Source organism: Streptomyces sp. NRRL WC-3626, assembly GCF_000718785.1.
GTDB lineage: Bacteria > Actinomycetota > Actinomycetes > Streptomycetales > Streptomycetaceae > Streptomyces > Streptomyces edwardsiae.
In genome coordinates this window covers 94,942-112,289 of the sequence record NZ_JOCA01000026.1, presented here as the reverse complement: position 1 = coordinate 112,289, position 17,348 = coordinate 94,942, and the positions used below count along the sequence as shown (strand labels likewise).

Below are 17,348 nucleotides of genomic sequence, written 5' to 3'. Positions count from 1 at the left end.
GCAGGCCGACAAGTGCCTGGACGTGACCGGCAACAGCTCCGCCAACGCCACCCGCCTGCAGATCTGGACCTGCACCGGCGCCGCCAACCAGAAGTGGACGGTCGGCTGACCGCTGACCGCGGTGACCGCGCACACGGCGGCCCCGGACCGGACGGTCCGGGGCCGCCGCACGTTCCGGCCGTTCACCGTCACGCCCCGGCTCCCGCGGCGCGGTCCCCGGAGGGACTTTGCATTTCTTTTGCCGTCCGGGAACATGCGCGTGGCCGCGTCCGTTTGACCGGACGACCGAGACAGCGACAGACGAGGTGGCACCCAGTGGCGATGTTCGACCGGCTCAAGGAACAGGCCAAGGCTCTCCAGCAGTCCCAGGGCGGACGGACGGGGAGCGGCGCACACCAGCAGGGACACGGCTCCTCCTCGCGCGGCGGCTCCAAGGCCCAGCTGATGGGGCTGTTCAAGACCCAGCTCGCGTCGGCCAAGGCGGAGCTCAAGAGCGGCGCCTACCGCGACGCCAGCATGGCGATGTGCGCCCTGGTCGCCGCGGCGGACGGGCGCGTCGACCCGTCCGAGCGGCAGCGCGTGGAGGAACTCATCGTCTCCAACGAGGTGCTGCAGAACTTCCCCCCGGACCAGCTCCGCAAGCGGTTCAACGAGCACGTGGACCGGCTCACCGCCAACTTCGAACTCGGCAAGGCCAGGGCGCTGGAGGACATCGCCAAGGCGGCGAAGAAGCCCGTCGAGGCCCGCGCCGTCGTCCAGACCGGCATGGTCGTCGCCGGAGCCGACGGCAGCTTCGAGGCGTCCGAGCAGTACGCCATCCGTGACGCCTGCGCCGCCCTCAACCTCTCCCCGGCGGAGTTCGGCGTCTGACGGCGGCCCGGCACGACCCGCGCCCGCCCCCGTTGTCAGTGACGGGGCCTACGGTGTGATCAGTGGAACCGGCGGATCGGCCGCGGGTTCCGTCCGGGGAGGGTTTTGCCATGTCTGCGGGTTCCGCGGTGTCGACGACGTATCTGGAGCTGTCGCAGGAGGACGGCGCCGCGCACAAGTTCTACGAGGTCACGGTCGACGGCACGACCGTGACGGTGCGCTACGGCCGGATCGGCGCCGCGGGACAGACCCAGATCACGACGTTCCCCACGGCGGCCAAGGCACAGGCCGCCGCCGCCAAGAAGGTGGGGGAGAAGGTCCGCAAGGGGTACGAGCCGGCGGTGCGGGGGCAGCGCGCCCCGCGCGCGGTGACCCGCCGTCAGGTGACCTCCGCCCCGTCCACCGCGCGTGCCGTCGCCCCGGTGCTGTGGCGGTTCGGCACCGGCTCCTCGGCGTTCGGCATCCACGTCGACGACGAGCACTGCTGGGTCGGCAATCAGTCCGGCGACGTCTTCACCCTGGACCACGAGGGCAACACACTGGCCCGGTTCAGCCTGCCCGACGGGGTGAAGTGCCTGGTCGCCGACGACTTCTGGATCTACGCGGGCTGCGACGACGGCCGGGTCTACGACCTCTCCTCGAAACTGCCGTTCGCCGCCTACGACATCTCCGCGGACGTCGACATCTTCTGGCTGGACATCCACGAGGGCGTGCTGAACGTGTCGGACCGCTCCGGCGGCCTCACCGTCATCGACCACGAGGACGAGCACCAGTGGTCCCGCCGCAGCCGGGGCGCCCACGCCTGGATGGTCCGTGCCGACGACCGGGCCGTCTACCACGGCCACTTCGAGGGCGTCACCGCCTACGCGCCCGACGGCGGCGGCGAACTGTGGCACACCCCCACCCGCGGCGGAGTGCTGTTCGGCTGGCAGGAGGACGACACCGTCTACGCCGGCACGGCCCACCGTGTGGTGCAGCGGCTGTCGAAGGCGACCGGCACCATCGAGGCCACCTACGCCTGCGACAGCGCCGTCTACTCCTGCGCCGCCTCCCCCGGCGGGCGGTACGTGTTCGCCGGGGACTCCTCGTCGTCCGTCTACTGCTTCGACCGGGACGGCACCCGGCTGTGGAAGCTCGGCACGGGAGGCGGCTCGGCCCTGTCCATGCAGTACCGCGACGAGCGGCTGTACCTGGTGACCACCGACGGCTCCCTGGTGTGCGTGGACGCGAGCGAGACCGCCGTCGCCGCGGCACAGCAGGGCACGGTGCCGGTCGCGCGGGACGTCAAGCTCGCCGCGGCCCTGCCGACCTACGCTCCGGCCACGACCGCCACCGCGGTGACGACCGTCGCCCAGGCCCCCTCCGGCTCCGTCGTCGTCGAATGCGTCCAGCAGAACGGGCGGCTGCGCGTCCACGTCCTCTCCGACGGCTACGACGACTCCTGGAACGTGCAGTTCCCGCGCGCGATACGCGTGCCCGGCGCACGCTACGTCGTGGACGCGCTGCACCCGGCGGCGGGCGGCTTCTACCGGGTGCGCGGGGAGATCCGCCGGCTCCAGTGACCGCGGGCGCGCGCACCCGGCGAGACCGTGAGCCCTGGATGCGCCCCCGCGTGGGTATGGACAATGCAGTGCCCGTGATCATCGGCTGCGTGAAGTGCCGTGCTCCCCGCTCCTGTTCAGGAAAGCAGGTCGACCGTCGTGCTGCTGCGTCTGCCCACCACCCTGTCCGAAGCTCAGCGGTATCTGGCCGACGGAGCGGTGCCCGTCGGCGGAGCCACCCTCGTGTGGGCCCTGTGGCAACGCGACGGCTTTCCCGAGCAGGCCATGTCCCTGCGCAGGCTCCCCGAGGCCAACCACATAGCACGCGAGGCGCTGGGCGCCGCCGTGCTGCTGCACCAGGTGGACGACCGGGTGCCGGACGTCCTGCGCCGGGCCGCCTCCACCGTGGGCACCGGCGCCGTACGCCGGACGGCGACCGTCGGCGGGAACATCGTGGGCAGCACCCTGCGCTGTCTGCTGCCCGCCGCGCTGGTCCTGGACGCACGGGCGACCGTACTGGACCCGGACGGCGCCTACGAGACCGATCTGTCCGAGGCGGTGGCCAAGCGCCCGCTGCTGCTCGGCATCCGCTGGCGCGACCCCGTGGCCAGCGGCTACTACAAGGCGGCCGGTGAGGCGGGCGGCCCGCCGCCCTTCGTCGTCGCCACCGCCGTACACACCGGTGACGACGGCGGCCACCGCCTCTTCATAGCCGTCCGGGACGGCTACGAGGTGATCAGCGAGACCACGCCCCGCGGCACCGGGACCGACGAGGTGCTCGCGGCCCTGGAGGGCACGGACCTCGGATCGCTGCCCGCCGAGGCCCGGGAGGAGGTACGCCGCGAGGTGACGGCGATCCTGGACCGCACCGCCGCCCACTGACACCGGCGCCCACCGACACCGGCGCGGACGCCACCGGCGCCCCGGTCCGGGCACCCGCCCCGATCAGTCGACGGGCCAGGTGTGGACCGGGGCGTTGAGGTGCATGTAGTCGATGTACTGCCGTGTCATGAGCCGCAGCGCCTCGTGACGGCCGCAGTGCGCGGACGCCTCGATGTGATGGAACATCTCCTTCTGCCACACCGCCCCGTTGCGGCCGGTGACGCAGCGCTGCTCGATGACACCGAGCAGCGGCTCCCGCCAGGCGTCGTCCATACCGGACCGCTCCAGCCCCCGGTGGGCGAGCGGCAGCAGCCGCCGCAGCACCAGTTCGGACGCCGGCACCTCGCCCATTCCCGGCCAGTACAGCCGGGCGTCGATGCCGTACCGGGCCGCCGTCCGCAGATTGTCCTCGGCGGCCGAGAACGACATCCGCGACCACACCGGACGGTCCTCCTCCACCAGGGCGCGGGTGAGCCCGTAGTAGAAGGCGCCGTTGGCGAGCGTGTCGGCGACGGTCGGCCCGGCGGGCAGCACCCGGTTCTCCACCCGCACATGCGGTCTGTCCTGGGCGACGGCGTAGACCGGGCGGTTCCAGCGGTAGATGGTGCCGTTGTGCAGGGTCAGCTCCCCGAGTTCGGGGATGTCGCCGCGCTCCAGGGTCTGCGCGGGGTTCTGCTCGTCGCACAGGGGGAGCAGGGCGGGGAAGTAGCGCAGGTTCTCCTCGAAGAGGTCGAAGACGCTGGTGATCCAGCGCTCCCCGAACCACACCCGGGGCCGTACGCCCTGCACCTTGATCTCCTCCGGGCGGGTGTCGGTGGCCTGCTCGAACAGCGGGATCCGGGTCTCGTGCCACAGCTCCTTGCCGAACAGGAAGGGGGAGTTGGCGGCGAGCGCGACCTGGACCCCGGCGATCGCCTGCGCCGCGTTCCAGTAGCCGGCGAACTGCTCCGGTGACACCTGGAGGTGGAACTGCGTGCTGGTGCAGGCGGCCTCCGGAGTGATCGAGTCCGCGTAGGTCCGCAGCCGGTCGATGCCGGTGACCTCGATGCGCAGATCCTCCCCGCGGGCGGCGAAGATCTGGTCGTTGAGCAGCCGGTAGCGGGGGTTCTCCGACAGCGCCCCCGCGCCCACGTCCTCCTGCCGCAGGGTGGGCAGGATGCCCGTCATGATCAGCCGGGCGCCGATCGGCCGGGCACGCTCCTCCGCGTGGTTCAGCGCCGCGCGGATCTCGGACTCCCAGGAGTCGGGACCGCCCGCGGTGAGCCGGCGCGCCGGGACGTTGATCTCGAGGTTGAACCGGCCCAGCTCGGTGTCCCAGGCCGGGTCCGCGATCGCCTCCAGCACATCGGTGTTGCGCATCGCGGGCTCGGCCCGGTCGTCCACCAGGTTCAGTTCGATCTCCAGCCCCACCTGGGGCCGCTCGGCCTCGAACCGTGACTCGCGCAGCATCTGCGCGAACGTGTCGAGGCATTCCTGCATCTTGATCCGGTAGCGGCGGCGGTCCTCGCGGGTGAAGGTGAGCGCCGGGACGTCACGTCCCATCGGTCTCCCTCCAGGGCTCTGATCCTCGGAACCTCTCCACCCCAGCGTCGCACCGGCGGCCGACTCCGACCACGCGAGCCCGGTCAGGCGCCGGCGCCCTCGGCGAGGAAGGCGGTCAGGCTGTCGAGGAGCATGGTGCTGCCCTGCTCGGCCATGTCCCGCTCCTCCACCGTGTCGCAGGTCTGGTGGAGCGCGATGCGCGTCCGCGGGCCGTCCTCGTCGAGTTCCACGGTCATCGCCGTCTGCGCGTCCTTGCCGGGCACGTCCATGCCCACCACCAGCCGGCGGTTCTCCTCGACCTCGAGGTAGGACCCGGTCAGCGGGAACTGCCCGCCGTCCGGCGTGACCATGGTGGCCTTCCAGGCGCCGCCCGGCCGTACGTCCTGCTCGACGGAGCCGGGGGCGGCGTAGGACCAGCGGGCGTACCGGTCGGGGGTGGTCCACGCCTGCCACACCCTGCTCACGGGGGCGTCCAGCGTGCGGGTCAGGTGGTAGGAGAAGGCGGTCTCGGTGCTCATGGTGTCGTCCCTCTGTCCGGGTGGGTGAGTCTGTCGCACAGGTAGACGTGCCGCCGTGGGCGAAGTCATCGGTCATCCCGAGACAATTTTCCGTTGACAACAAAATGTTTCCCCTGGGAGGCTCGGCGCATGACTCCGACCACTCCCGCACAGCCCGACGACCCCTTCACCCCGCCGAGTTCCGACGCGGCGCGCGTGCAGCGGGTGTACACCTCGCTGTTCCGCATCGCCGAACGGCACGCGGCCACGGACGCACAGCGCCGCCGGCAGATCCACCCCGGCGTGCTCGGCCCGCACGAGGCGGTCCGGCTCGTGGCGTTCCTGCTCAGCGGCGCCGCGCTGCCCGAGGACGGCGAGCCCGAGGTGGACCACGCGGACATCACCGCCGCGCTGACCCTCGTACCGCGTGCCCGCGCGGAGATGGACGAACTGGAGCTGGGCCTCCTGCAGATGGCGCGCGGACGCGGCATGACCTGGCCGGAGATCGCCTTCGGCCTCGGACTGCGCAGCCCGCAGGCCGCCCGTCAGCGCTACGCACGCCTGACCGACCGCACCGACGACCAGTAGCGCCCGGTCAGCCGCCCCGGACCGGCTCGCCCGCGGCCCGGGCGGCCCGCCGCCAGGCGGCGTCCACCATGCGGTGCGCCGTCTTGGTGCCGCTCTCCGTACCGGGCGGAAGGCGCACGGGGCTGCCGATGTGCACATGGAGACGGGGCCGGCGCAGCGGGGCGGTGAGCACACCGGCCACCTGCTTCGCGGCCGTACCGGAGGCCAGCCGCCGCGCCCCCGCCTGCCCCACGGGCACGACCGCCGCCCCGGTGGCCGCCGAGAGCCGGGCCAGCCCGGTACGGAACGGCAGGGGCGCGGCGCACCCCGCGTCCCGGCGCGACGGCAGCCCCCCTTCCGCGTAGATGAGCACATGCCGCCCCGACCGCACCGCCCGCGCCGCCGCCTCCAGCGCGTCCGCGGCCCGGGCCGACCCCCGGTGCACCGGGACATGCCCGCCCCGCGCCAGGGCACGCCCCAGCACGGGTACGCGCCACAGCCCCGCCGTCGCCAGCACGGCCGGTGTCACGCCCACCCGGCGCAGGGCGGCCAGCACGAGCGCCGGATCGGCCATCGAGTCATGGTTGGCGACGAAGACACTGCCCGTGGGGAACGGCCCGTCGGTCTCACGGGTCACGGTGAGCCGCCCGAACAGCGGCAGCAGGACGGCGGCGGTACGGCTGAGCAAGGGACGTCCTTCCGGCAGACGGATTTCCTGCCGGTCAGCCTCGTACGCGCCCGCCCTGCCGCGCCTGAGTACGCGTACTCGGTACGGCCGTACCGCCTACTCGATCCGGCCGCATCACCCGGGTCCGCGCGGGGTACCCGTAGCCGCCACACCCCGCCGGCCGTGGCGAGCCCGTCTCGGTGGCGGACAGCGACGGCGCGGACGACACTCGCGTCAGGAAGCCGGCGCACACCCGAACGAGGTGCACCGGGCGGTCTTCGGCAAGCCACCCCGTACCGCCGGGCACCCGAACCCACGGACGGTACCGCGATGACCGAGTACGAGCGTTCCCACACGATGCCCGCCGACCCCGAGCACGTCTTCGACCAGGCGGCGAACGTCGACCAGATGGGCGACTGGCTGCCCGAAGCCCTGCACGTGCACGCGGAGGAGCTCCCCGCCGTCACCGTGCACGAGGACCGCCTGGACGAGGACACCTCCGCCCTGTTCCGCGCCCGGCCGGACCAGATGCGGCTCGAATGGGGCACGCGCGAGCAGGGCGGCTACGCCGGCTGGCTCCAGGTCGCCGGCATCGACAGCGGGGCCAGCCAGGTCACCGTGCACCTCTCCTTCTTCGACGCCGGCCACGACCCGGGCGAGAAGGCCGTCACCGACGCCCTGGACAGCAGCCTCCGGCGCCTGGAGGAACAGATCCGGCTGCGCGTCGACAACGCCGCCGGCTGACACCCCTTCGGAAAGGCGATCCCCGTGCACCGCTCGGAAACGACCCTCACGGTCAACGGCAAGCCGCACACCCTCCACCTCGACCACCGGCGGGTCCTGCTGGACCTCCTGCGCGAGGACCTCGGCCTCACCGGCGCCAAGAAGGGCTGCGACCACGGCCAGTGCGGGGCCTGCACCGCCCTCGTCGACGGCCGCCGCGTCAACACCTGTCTGCTCCTCGCCGTCACCCTCGACGGCCGCGAGGTCACCACGGTCGAGGGCCTCACCGACGGCGGCGAGACCCCGCACCCCCTGCAGCGGGCCTTCCTCGACCGGGACGCCTTCCAGTGCGGCTACTGCACACCGGGCCAGATCTGTTCCGCCGTCGGCGCCCTCGCCGAGGCCGCGGCGGGACACCCGTCCCACGTGACCGACCCGGCCGCCCCCTCGGGACGGCCCGTCCCGCTGGACGCCGCCGAGATCCGCGAGCGGCTCAGCGGCAACCTCTGCCGCTGCGGCGCCTACCCGCACATCGTCGAGGCCGTCGAGGACGTGAGCTGAGTGAAACCCTTCGCATACGTGCGGGCCGGCACCGTCGAGGAGGCCACCGGGGCGCTCGCCGCGCATCCGGGCGCCCGCTGCCTCGGCGGCGGCACCAACCTCGTCGACCTGATGAAACTCGGCGTGGAACGCCCCGACGTCCTCGTCGACGTCACCCGGCTGCCCCTGGACACCGTCGAGGAACTCCCCGACGGCTCGCTGCGCGTCGGCGCCACCGTCCGCAACAGCGACCTCGCGGCCCACCCCCTGGTGCGCGACCGCTACCCCGCCCTGTCCCAGGCCCTCCTCGCGGGCGCCTCCGGACAGCTGCGCAACGCCGCCACCACCGGCGGCAACCTGCTCCAGCGCACCCGCTGCCCCTACTTCCAGGACCTGTCCAAACCGTGCAACAAACGCGAGCCCGGCAGCGGCTGCGGCGCCCGCGAGGGCACCCACCGCGACCACGCGGTGCTCGGCCACTCCGCACACTGCGTCGCCACCCACCCCTCGGACATGTCCGTCGCCCTCGCCGCCCTGGGCGCCCGCGTGGAACTCCTCGGCGACGACGGCGCCCGGGAGATCCCGGCGGACCGCTTCCACCGGCTGCCCGGCGACCACCCGGAGCGGGACACCGAGATCCGCCCCGGTGAACTGATCACCGGCGTGCTGCTCCCCGCCGCCACCGCGTCACTGCCGTCCGCCTACCGCAAGGCCCGCGACCGCGCCTCGTACGCGTTCGCCCTGGCCTCCGTCGCCGCGGTCCTCGGCACGGCGGACGACGGCACCGTCACGCACGTCGGACTCGCCTTCGGCGCGCTCGCCCACAAGCCGTGGCGGGCCGAACGCGCCGAGGCCGCCCTGCGCGGCGCCCCGGCCACCGCCGACGCCTTCGCCCACGCCGTCGGCCTGGAACTCGAGGCCGCCCGGCCGCTGCGGGACAACGGCTACAAGGTCCCCCTCGCCCGCAATCTCGCCGTCGACGTCCTGACCCGGCTCGCGCGGACCGCCCGTACCCAGGAGGACCGATGACCGGCACCGCACTCGGCGCCGCCGCCGAACGCCGCGAAGGACACCTGAAGGTCACCGGGGGAGCCCGCTACGCCGCCGAGCACCCCCTCCCCGGCCGCGCCCACGCCTGGCCCGTACCGGCCACCGTCGCCCGCGGCCGGGTCACGGCCGTCGACACCACGGCCGCCCTGGACCTGCCCGGCGTCCTCACCGTCCTCACCCACGAGAACGCCCCCCGGCTCACCGAACCCGGCGACCCCACCCTCGCCGTGCTCCAGGACCCGGGGGTGCCGCACCGGGGATGGTTCGTCGCCCTCGTCGTCGCCCGGACCCTCGAGGAGGCCCGCGCCGCCGCCGGGGCCGTACGGGTCGAGTACGCCGTGGAGGACCACGACGTGACCCTCACCGCCGATCACCCCGAGGCGTACGAACCGGAGACCGCCAACGCCGGCCACCCCGCCCGCCGCGAGTACGGCGACCCCGACGGGGCCGTCGACTCCGCGCCCGTCCGCGTCGACGTCTCCTACCGGGTGCCGCCGCTGCACAACCACCCCATGGAGCCCCACACGAGCACGGCGCACTGGGAGGGGGACCGGCTCGTCGTGCACACCTCCAGCCAGGGCGGCAACGCCGTACGCGCCACACTCGCCGCCCTGTTCGAACTGCCCGAGGACCGGATCACCGTCGACACCCGCCATGTGGGCGGCGGCTTCGGTTCCAAGGGCACCCCGCGACCCGACGTCGTCCTCGCCGCCATGGCCGCCCGCGAGACCGGCCGCCCCGTGACCGTGGCCCTGCCCCGCCGGCAGCTGGCCGCCGTCGTCGGCCACCGGGCCCCCACCCTGCACCGGCTCCGCCTCGGCGCGGGCCCCGACGGCCGGCTGACCGGTCTGACCCACGACATCGTCACCCACAGCTCCCGTATCAAGGAGTTCGTGGAACAGGCCGCGGTCCCCGCACGCGTCATGTACGCCACCCCGAGCAGCCGTACGCTCCACCGCGTGGTCCGGCTCGACGTACCGAGCCCCTCGTGGATGCGCGCCCCCGGCGAAAGCCCCGGCATGTACGCCCTGGAGTCCGCGATGGACGAACTCGCCACCGCCCTCGGCATGGACCCCGTACAACTGCGTCTGCGCAACGAACCCGACCGGGAACCGGACAGCGGGAAACCCTTCAGCAGCAGGAACCTCGCCGCATGCCTGCGCGAGGGCGCCCGCCGCTTCGGCTGGGACCGCAGGGACCCCCGCCCCGGTGCGCGGACGGAGGGCCCGCTGCTCGTCGGCACCGGCGTCGCCGCGGCCACCTACCCCGTCCTCGTCCAGCCGTCCACCGCCGAGGCACGGGCACTGCCGGACGGCACCTTCACCGTACGGATCAACGCCACCGACATCGGCACGGGAGCCCGTACCGTCCTCGCCCAGGTCGCGGCCGACACCCTCGGCGTGCCCCTGGAGCGGGTACGGACCGAGATCGGGGACAGCGAGCTGCCGTCGGCCTCCCTCGCCGGAGGATCCTCCGGCACCGCCTCCTGGGGCTGGGCCGTGCACGACGCCTGCACCAGGCTCGGCGGCCTGCTCGGCGGACTCACCGGCAGGCTGCCCGCCGAGGGCGTCACCGCCCGCGCCGACACCGACGGCCGGGCGAACGCCGAGAGCCCCTACGCCCGGCACGCCTTCGGGGCGCACTTCGCCGAGGTCACCGTCGACACCGTCACCGGCGAGGTACGGGTGCGCCGGATGCTCGGGGTCTTCGCCGCCGGACGCGTCCTCAACGCCCGCACCGCACGCTCCCAGTTCATCGGCGGCATGGTGATGGGGCTGGGCATGGCGCTGACCGAGGGCAGCACCATGGACGCCGCGTTCGGTGACTTCACCGAGTCCGACCTCGCGTCGTACCACGTGCCCGCCCACGCCGACGTACCCGCCGTGGAAGCGCACTGGATCGACGAGGACGACGCCCACCTCAACCCCATGGGCAGCAAGGGGATCGGCGAGATCGGCAACGTGGGCAGCGCGGCCGCCGTCGGCAACGCCGTCCACCACGCCACGGGCGTCCGCTACCGAGAACTCCCGCTCACCCCGGACAAGGTGCTCGCCGGACTCACCAGTGCGCGGGGCGGCTGAGCCCGGCGGGCAGCACGGTGGCCGCGTCGCCCCGGGCCGCGTTCAGCTGCGCCTGGGTGAGGAACAGGGCGCCGGTGAGGTCGGCGCCCCGCACGTCCGCGTCGCGCAGGTCGGCCCCGATCAAATCGGCCTCGCGCAGATCCGCCCCGCCGAGGTCGGCGGCCACGAGCAGCGCGCCGCGCAGGCTCGCGCCCCTGAGATCGGCGCCGGACAGCCTCGCGCCCATCAGATCGGCCCCGCGGTGATTCCTGCGGCGGCCCGGGACCCGCGCCCGGGTGAGTTCGCTCGCCCGCAGCAGCAGCGGGTTGACCTCACCCCGCAGCGCGTTCACGTCCAGCCCGGTGACCGACTCGGCACTGCCCCGGGTCAGACCGTCGATCCGGGCCCGTGCCCGCCCCAGCTCCTCGTGGACGGGCCGGGCCGCCGCGAGACCGAGCGCCTCGGTGACGTAGTAGAGCAGCTCGTGCAGCTGCCGCATCACCGGGAAGACCTCGAACATGGCGCGCGCCGACCCCGGCGCCCGGCGCCAGTCGGTGCCGCCGAAGGTCACCTGCGACACCTTCTGCCCGGCGCCGAAGCAGTCGAAGACGGTACAGCCGGAGTAGCCCTCGTCGCGCAGCCGCTCATGGATGCCGCAGCCGAAATCCGTCCGGAGGTTGCCGCAGGCCCGCCCGGCGGCCTTGTCGGCGGCGAAGTCCGCGGAGCGGGCGAACGGCAGGGCCACACAGCACAGCCCGAAGCAGTCGGCGCAGTCGGCCCGCAGTTCCTCGCGGGACCCGGCGGGGGCGGGGGTTTCGTGCTGTGGCGACACCGTGCGTGCTCCAGTCGTACGACGAGCGATCGGCCCATTCTCGCAGACGTGCCCCGCGTGCCGCCGGTGTCTCCCGGCCGCCGGCGCGCGATCCTGGGGCACCGGTCCTATGATCGACCATGAAGTTGAATTCCGGACTTTGCAGGGTGGCGGAGGGGCAGGGCATGAGCAACACGGAGACGCACCCGGTGGAGAAGGTCTGCGGCGCGGACGTCGACGGACCGCCCCCGCCCGGCATCGAGATCCTCACCCCCAGGGACGTACCCCTCGGCGGGCCCCGGGCCATGCGGGTACGGCGGACCCTGCCCCAGCGGGCCCGGAGCCTGATCGGCGCCTGGTGCTTCGCCGACCACTACGGCCCCGACGACGTCACCGACTCCGGCGGCATGGTCGTACCACCGCATCCGCACACCGGACTGCAGACGGTGAGCTGGCTGTTCAGCGGCGAGATCGAACACCGCGACAGCCTCGGCAGCCATGCCTTCGTCCGCCCCGGCGAACTCAACCTCATGACGGGCGGACACGGCATCAGCCACTCCGAGGTCTCCACCCGGAACACCACGGTCCTGCACGGCGCGCAGCTGTGGGTGGCACTGCCCGGCGAACACCGCGACGCCCCCAGGGACTTCCAGCACCACGTCCCCGCCCCGGTGCCGCTCGACGGCGGCGAGGCACGCGTCTTCCTGGGCACCCTGGCCGGTGACACCTCACCGGTGCCCACCTTCACCCCGCTGCTCGGCGCCGAGATCACCCTGGACCCGGGCGCCACCGTGACCCTGGCCGCGGACCCCGCCTTCGAACACGGAGTCCTGGTCGACACCGGCGACATCCTCCTCGCCGGCACACCCCTGCAACCGGCGGAGCTCGGCTACACACCCCCCGGCCGCACCACCCTCACCCTGGCCAACCGCGCGACGGGCCCGTCCCGCCTGCTCCTCCTGGGCGGCCCGCCGTTCGCGGAGGAGATCGTCATGTGGTGGAACTTCATCGGCCGCACCCACGACGACATCGTCCAGGCCCGCGAGGACTGGACGAACGGAACCCGCTTCGGCGAGGTCCATGGCTACGACGGTGCCCCGCTGCCCGCGCCCGAGCTGCCGAACGTTCCTCTGAAACCGCGGAGAAGGATGCGCTGACCGCGAGTGGGGTGCCCCTTTACCCTGCCGCCCCCGAAGGGGCTATGGGTGATATCTGCCGTAAACTCTCTTTGGTTCCCCGGTGTTACTCAATGCGCCGAAATGCAACCGCCAGTTGATCTCCGGCGTCATGACGAGAGACACTACCCGGCGGATGCGTGCTAACGCCGACCGGCACTCGCTTCGATATCCTCCTGTGCAGGTCATCGGAGGCCATTTACCCAAGGATTACTGGGCAGTTGACCTCACGGTTTCGTGATAGCGTCCTCGCTCGGAGGGATAGTGCAACCTGAGAGGGAAATCGTGAACAAGGAGAAGATTGCCGCTCGCCGCCTCTCGCTGGAGGAGGTGACGAAACTCGGCGTGAAAGACAGGATATTCGTTTCCGCCGACACGGCAGAACTCAAACTTCCCGACTGCTATGTCCCTGCTTTTCTGACCGCGTCCGGCGGGGATTTCGAAGGCGGCTCGATCACGGCGAGGACCGTATTCCAGGAAGAGGTGTCCTGTCTTCCCGACGACGAGAATGATGCCGGAATCTACCTGGCCGACGAGAACGGCCCGGTGACCATCGAGGTTCTCCAGTCCGCCGGTGTCGTGCTGGACCTGGCACTGTTCGTCCCCGGTGGGGACAAGGGTGCCCTCACGGCCCTCTACGCCGCGGCCCGGCAGGCGTTCGGCGCCGACGTCGTGCAGATCTGGCGCCAGGGCCTCAAGGAGGTTCCCGACGTGAAGGTCGACATCTTCGAGGAGCAGATTCCCCGGGGCCGCAAGGGGGGCGACAGCCCCAAGCGTGACCGGCGCGCGATCGACACCTACCCCACCCGTGCGGACTTCATCGAGTTCTCCGCGGGATGGAAGCCGGTCGTCGAGGTTCACAGGCCGGTCGTCGACGACACCCCGACCATCTGAGACGGCGTCATTTCGCGTCCCGGCCCGGGAGAACGCCGGGAACGCATACGGCGGACCCGGTCGGCCCCTGAGCGGGTCGGGGAGCCGTCGGGCGACAACTCGCGGACGGCGAAAAGCCGTTCCGCTCGATGACCTCGCGAGACAGCCCGCCCGGCCGAGATGAATTCCCGAGGTTGTTCCGCGGCGGTCCCGCGACGGCCGGGGGCGGTGTCCTCGCGCCGTTCGCGGCCGGCCGCGGGGACTTTGGCGCCGGATGGGGCCGGGACGCGTGTGGCGTCCCGGCCCACTGCCTTCTTCGGTCAGGAGACGGGCAGTTCGCCCCGGACGGTGCGGGCGGCGGCGACCAGGTTCTCCAGGGAGGCCCGGGTCTCCGGCCAGGCGCGGGTCTTCAGACCGCAGTCGGGGTTGACCCAGAGCCGCTCGGCGGGGATCGCCTCGAGGCCGGTCCGCAGCAGGCCCGCGGTCTCGCCGGCGCTGGGGACGCGGGGGGAGTGGATGTCGTACACGCCCGGTCCGGCCTCACGCGGGTAGCCGTGGGCGGCGAGTTCGCGGGCGACCTGCATGTGCGAGCGGGCGGCCTCCAGGCTGATGACGTCGGCGTCGAGGTCGTCGATGGCCCGGACGATGTCGCCGAACTCGGCGTAGCACATGTGGGTGTGGATCTGTGTGTCCGGGCGGATGCCGGCGGTGGTGAGCCGGAACGCCTCGGTCGCCCACAGCAGGTATCCCGCCCGGTCGGCGGCGCGCAGCGGCAGGGCCTCCCGGAGGGCGGGTTCGTCCACCTGGATGACCGAAGTGCCCGCGGCCTCCAGGTCGTTCACCTCGTCGCGCAGGGCGAGCGCGACCTGCCGGGCGGTGTCGCCGAGCGGCTGGTCGTCGCGGACGAAGGACCAGGCGAGCATGGTGACCGGCCCGGTGAGCATGCCCTTGACCGGGCGGCCGGTGAGGGACTGCGCGTACGTGGTCCAGCGCACGGTCATCGGCCCGGGGCGGGAGATGTCGCCGGCCAGGATCGGCGGGCGGACGTAGCGGGTGCCGTAGGACTGGACCCAGCCGTGCTGCGTGGCGAGGTAACCGGTGAGCTGCTCGGCGAAGTACTGCACCATGTCGTTGCGTTCGGGCTCGCCGTGCACCAGGACGTCGATTCCGGTCTTCTCCTGGAAGGAGATCACCTCCTGGATCTCCACCTCGATGCGCTCCTCGTAGCCGGCGGTGCCGATACGGCCGGCGCGCAGGTCGGCGCGGGCGGCGCGCAGTTCGCCGGTCTGCGGGAACGAGCCGATGGTCGTGGTCGGCAGCAGGGGCAGTCGGAGGTGGGCCCGTTGGGCCGCGGAGCGTTCGGCGTACGGCTGGGAGCGGCGGGTGTCCGCGTCCGTCACGGCTTCGGTGCGGGCGCGTACGGCGCGGTCACGCGTGATCGGTGATCCAGCCCTGGACGCCAGGTCGGCGCGGTTGGCGGCGAGTTCACCGGAGACGGTGTGGATTCCCCGGGCGAGGCCCTTGGCGAGGGTGACGATCTCGGCGGTCTTCTGCTTCGAGAAGGCCAGCCAGCGCAGGATCTGCGGGTCGATGTCCCGCTCGGTGTTCGTGTCCAGCGGGACGTGCAGCAGAGAGCAGGAGGCGGCCACGTCGACACGGTCGGCGAGCCCGAGGAGGGTGCCGAGAGTGGACAGCGACTTCTGCAGGTCGTTGATCCAGATGTTGCGGCCGTTGACGACCCCGGCGACCAGGCGCTTGCCGGGCAGTCCGCCGACGGCCGCCAGCGCGTCCAGGTTGGCCGCGGCGGTCTCGGTGAAGTCCAGCGCGAGGCCCTCGACCGGGGCCTTGGCCAGCACCGGCAGGGCGTCGCCCAGCCGGTCGAAGTAGGAGGCGATCAGGACCTTCGGCCGGTCGGTGAGGGCGCCGAGGGCACGGTAGGCGCGCTCGGCGGCGTTCAGTTCGGCCGGGGTACGGTCCTGCACCAGCGCTGGCTCGTCGAGCTGGACCCATTCGGCGCCGGCCGCGCGCAGGTCGGCGAGCACCTCGGCGTACACGGGCAGAAGCCGGTCCAGGAGAGTCAGCGGTTCGAAGTCCGCGGCCACCCCCGGGGCGGGCTTGGCGAGCAGGAGGTACGTGACGGGCCCGATCAGTACGGGCCGCGCGGTGAGCCTCTGCGCGAGGGCTTCCGTCAGCTCGGCGACCTGTTTGCCGGAGTCGGCCGTGAAGACGGTGCCGGGACCGAGCTCGGGCACGAGGTAGTGGTAGTTGGTGTCGAACCACTTGGTCATCTCCAGCGGAGCGACCTCCTGGGTACCACGGGCCATGGCGAAGTAGCCGTCGAGAGGGTCCGCGGTGACGGCGGCGCGGTGGCGCTCGGGAATCGCGCCCACCATGACGGTGGTGTCGAGGACATGGTCGTAGTACGAGAAGTCGCCGGTCGGCACCTCGTGGACGCCGGCGTCGTCGAGCTGTCGCCAGTTGCTCCGCCGGAGTTCGGCGGCGGTCGCCCGGAGGGTGTCGGCCGTGACGCGGCCCTTCCAGTAGCCCTCGATCGCCTTCTTCAGTTCCCGGTTTTGGCCCTGGCGGGGGTAGCCGTACACGGTGGCCCGTGCTTTCGCGGCTGCGGACTTCGGTGTCACGGAGATCTCCTTCGCGAGATGAATCCCTGAGATCCCGGGACGGGACGAGAGCGCGAAGGACGTGACGAACCGGACGGCCACGGTCCCGTGCGGCACAGGCACGGTCGTTCCGTCCGGTGTGTACGCCGACCCGCCCTCGAGGTCACCGGGATGTCCGCGCACGGAACGGTCCGCGCGCGGGCAGTTGGCAGGTCTTCGGACTCGCGGGCACGTCCTCCTTGCCGGAGGACACCTACTGGCCGTCGCTTCCCGGGCCCGGTACGTCGGACCCAGTGCTCATGACGGCGGTCGTTCCCGCTCACCGCTGCGGGGCAGTCCCGGATTCCCACCGGGTTCCCTCTTGCGACTCCCCGCCTGGCGGACGGGGCGAACCAGCTGCTGCGGGCAGCTTACGGGGTGGCACCGCGAAAGGAAGAGCACCGTCCGGCATCCGGGAAGCGCGGCCGAGCGTGTCGTGAACGGTACGGCGAGCGAGGTCCGGCGTCACCGGCGCCGATGACACGCCGGAGCAGCTCGCCGAGGCGTTCGGCTCCTTCGCCGGTTTCGAGGCCCAGCTCACCAAGGCCGCCGCGATTACGCGGGGTTCGGGCCGGGGTGTCCTCGCCTACGAGCCGCTGAGCGGCCGGCTGATCGTGGAGCAGGTCCACGGCCACCAGGGCGACGTCGGCCGGGGTTCGGTGCCGGTCCTGGTCTTCGACGCCTGGGAGCACGCCTTCTACCCGCAGTACAAGAACGAGAAGGTCGGCTGCACCGAGGCCATGTGGGCGGTCGTCAACCGGCAGGACGTGGCCGAGCGCGCACCGGCGTACTGCTGCTGAAGCCCTGAGCGTCCGAAGCGTCCTGCCTCGTGATCGTCTTCCCAACCTTCACCGGCAGGCGGCACAAGGGAGGACCTTCGGCCGGGACGACTC

At 72.4% G+C, this 17,348-nt stretch carries 16 protein-coding genes, 1 pseudogene and 1 riboswitch; of the genes and pseudogenes, 12 read left to right on the top strand and 5 right to left on the bottom strand.

Features of this window, described 5'->3' with window-relative positions:
* The 4 genes from IF28_RS38285 to IF28_RS0131105 form a co-directional block, all read left to right on the top strand.
* On the top strand, positions 1-109 hold a 109-nt coding region (locus IF28_RS38285), incomplete at its 5' end, for an RICIN domain-containing protein (RefSeq protein WP_158713730.1).
* A 206-nt stretch (positions 110-315) separates the two neighbouring features.
* Positions 316-870 (top strand): tellurite resistance TerB family protein, encoded by a 555-nt coding sequence (locus IF28_RS0131115; protein WP_030227312.1) that lies wholly within the window; start codon positions 316-318, stop codon positions 868-870.
* 110 nt (positions 871-980) lie between these two features.
* On the top strand, positions 981-2,432 hold the full coding sequence (locus IF28_RS0131110; protein ID WP_030227309.1) for a WGR domain-containing protein: 1,452 nt from the start codon (positions 981-983) through the stop codon (positions 2,430-2,432).
* Positions 2,433-2,570: 138 nt separating this feature from the next.
* Positions 2,571-3,293 carry an FAD binding domain-containing protein gene (locus tag IF28_RS0131105; protein ID WP_030227307.1) on the top strand — a complete coding sequence of 241 codons (723 nt, stop codon included), beginning with the start codon at positions 2,571-2,573 and terminating at the stop codon, positions 3,291-3,293.
* A 63-nt stretch (positions 3,294-3,356) separates the two neighbouring features.
* Here IF28_RS0131105 and IF28_RS0131100 read toward each other — a convergent pair whose 3' ends face one another.
* Both IF28_RS0131100 and IF28_RS0131095 read right to left on the bottom strand, forming a co-directional pair.
* Entirely contained in the window at positions 3,357-4,835 is a 1,479-nt protein-coding gene (locus IF28_RS0131100) for a glutamate-cysteine ligase family protein (RefSeq protein WP_030227306.1), read from the bottom strand.
* An 83-nt stretch (positions 4,836-4,918) separates the two neighbouring features.
* Positions 4,919-5,353, bottom strand: a complete 435-nt coding sequence (locus IF28_RS0131095; RefSeq protein ID WP_030227301.1) for an SRPBCC family protein — start codon at positions 5,351-5,353, stop codon at positions 4,919-4,921.
* A gap of 129 nt (positions 5,354-5,482) precedes the next feature.
* Here IF28_RS0131095 and IF28_RS0131090 point away from each other — a divergent pair, with 129 nt between their 5' ends.
* Positions 5,483-5,920: a hypothetical protein gene (locus IF28_RS0131090; protein WP_030227300.1), complete on the top strand. Its 438-nt coding sequence runs from the start codon at positions 5,483-5,485 to the stop codon at positions 5,918-5,920.
* A gap of 7 nt (positions 5,921-5,927) precedes the next feature.
* On the opposite strand, the gene IF28_RS0131085 is transcribed toward IF28_RS0131090, so the two are convergent.
* Entirely contained in the window at positions 5,928-6,587 is a 660-nt protein-coding gene (locus IF28_RS0131085; protein ID WP_030227299.1) for a lysophospholipid acyltransferase family protein, read from the bottom strand.
* Between the two features lie 309 nt (positions 6,588-6,896).
* On the opposite strand from IF28_RS0131085, the gene IF28_RS0131080 reads away from it, so the two are divergent.
* Genes IF28_RS0131080 through IF28_RS0131065 form a run of 4 tightly spaced genes read left to right on the top strand, consistent with a single transcriptional unit; the run spans position 6,897 to position 10,960 of the window.
* Positions 6,897-7,310 (top strand): SRPBCC family protein, encoded by a 414-nt coding sequence (locus tag IF28_RS0131080; RefSeq protein WP_030227296.1) that lies wholly within the window; start codon positions 6,897-6,899, stop codon positions 7,308-7,310.
* Between the two features lie 24 nt (positions 7,311-7,334).
* Positions 7,335-7,850, top strand: a complete 516-nt coding sequence (locus IF28_RS0131075) for a (2Fe-2S)-binding protein (protein ID WP_234325386.1) — start codon at positions 7,335-7,337, stop codon at positions 7,848-7,850.
* The gene (locus IF28_RS0131070) at positions 7,851-8,858 is read left to right on the top strand and encodes an FAD binding domain-containing protein (RefSeq protein WP_030227294.1); all 1,008 of its coding nucleotides are present in this window, start codon (positions 7,851-7,853) and stop codon (positions 8,856-8,858) included.
* Positions 8,855-10,960, top strand: a complete 2,106-nt coding sequence (locus tag IF28_RS0131065; RefSeq protein WP_030227293.1) for a xanthine dehydrogenase family protein molybdopterin-binding subunit — start codon at positions 8,855-8,857, stop codon at positions 10,958-10,960. Before IF28_RS0131070 ends, IF28_RS0131065 begins: the two co-directional genes overlap by 4 nt.
* Here IF28_RS0131065 and IF28_RS0131060 read toward each other — a convergent pair.
* Positions 10,938-11,771: a pentapeptide repeat-containing protein gene (locus tag IF28_RS0131060; RefSeq protein ID WP_030227292.1), complete on the bottom strand. Its 834-nt coding sequence runs from the start codon at positions 11,769-11,771 to the stop codon at positions 10,938-10,940. The two genes, IF28_RS0131065 and IF28_RS0131060, sit on opposite strands and share 23 nt — an antisense overlap.
* A 164-nt stretch (positions 11,772-11,935) precedes the next feature.
* On the opposite strand from IF28_RS0131060, the gene IF28_RS0131055 reads away from it, so the two are divergent.
* Together IF28_RS0131055 and IF28_RS0131050 are read left to right on the top strand one after the other, a co-directional pair.
* Positions 11,936-12,907: a pirin family protein gene (locus IF28_RS0131055; protein WP_030227291.1), complete on the top strand. Its 972-nt coding sequence runs from the start codon at positions 11,936-11,938 to the stop codon at positions 12,905-12,907.
* A 303-nt stretch (positions 12,908-13,210) separates the two neighbouring features.
* Entirely contained in the window at positions 13,211-13,819 is a 609-nt protein-coding gene (locus IF28_RS0131050; RefSeq protein ID WP_030227285.1) for a hypothetical protein, read from the top strand.
* 299 nt (positions 13,820-14,118) lie between these two features.
* Here the strand turns inward: IF28_RS0131050 and metE are convergent, their stop codons facing one another.
* The gene (gene metE, locus IF28_RS0131045; protein ID WP_030227284.1) at positions 14,119-16,437 is read right to left on the bottom strand and encodes a 5-methyltetrahydropteroyltriglutamate--homocysteine S-methyltransferase; all 2,319 of its coding nucleotides are present in this window, start codon (positions 16,435-16,437) and stop codon (positions 14,119-14,121) included.
* Between the two features lie 189 nt (positions 16,438-16,626).
* A riboswitch (cobalamin riboswitch) is annotated at positions 16,627-16,779 on the bottom strand.
* 173 nt (positions 16,780-16,952) lie between these two features.
* Here metE and IF28_RS0131040 point away from each other — a divergent pair.
* A pseudogene (locus IF28_RS0131040) lies at positions 16,953-17,255 on the top strand (Fe-Mn family superoxide dismutase); the annotation flags it as partial.
* Positions 17,256-17,348: the final 93 nt, after the last annotated feature.

Coding starts and splice junctions, on each gene's coding strand:
- IF28_RS0131090 (WP_030227300.1), top strand. CDS start 5,483: ATGACTCCGACCACTCCCGCACAGCCCGACGACCCCTTCACCCCGCCG.
- IF28_RS0131100 (WP_030227306.1), bottom strand. CDS start 4,835: ATGGGACGTGACGTCCCGGCGCTCACCTTCACCCGCGAGGACCGCCGC.
- IF28_RS0131055 (WP_030227291.1), top strand. CDS start 11,936: ATGAGCAACACGGAGACGCACCCGGTGGAGAAGGTCTGCGGCGCGGAC.
- IF28_RS0131065 (WP_030227293.1), top strand. CDS start 8,855: ATGACCGGCACCGCACTCGGCGCCGCCGCCGAACGCCGCGAAGGACAC.
- IF28_RS0131110 (WP_030227309.1), top strand. CDS start 981: ATGTCTGCGGGTTCCGCGGTGTCGACGACGTATCTGGAGCTGTCGCAG.
- IF28_RS0131080 (WP_030227296.1), top strand. CDS start 6,897: ATGACCGAGTACGAGCGTTCCCACACGATGCCCGCCGACCCCGAGCAC.
- IF28_RS0131095 (WP_030227301.1), bottom strand. CDS start 5,353: ATGAGCACCGAGACCGCCTTCTCCTACCACCTGACCCGCACGCTGGAC.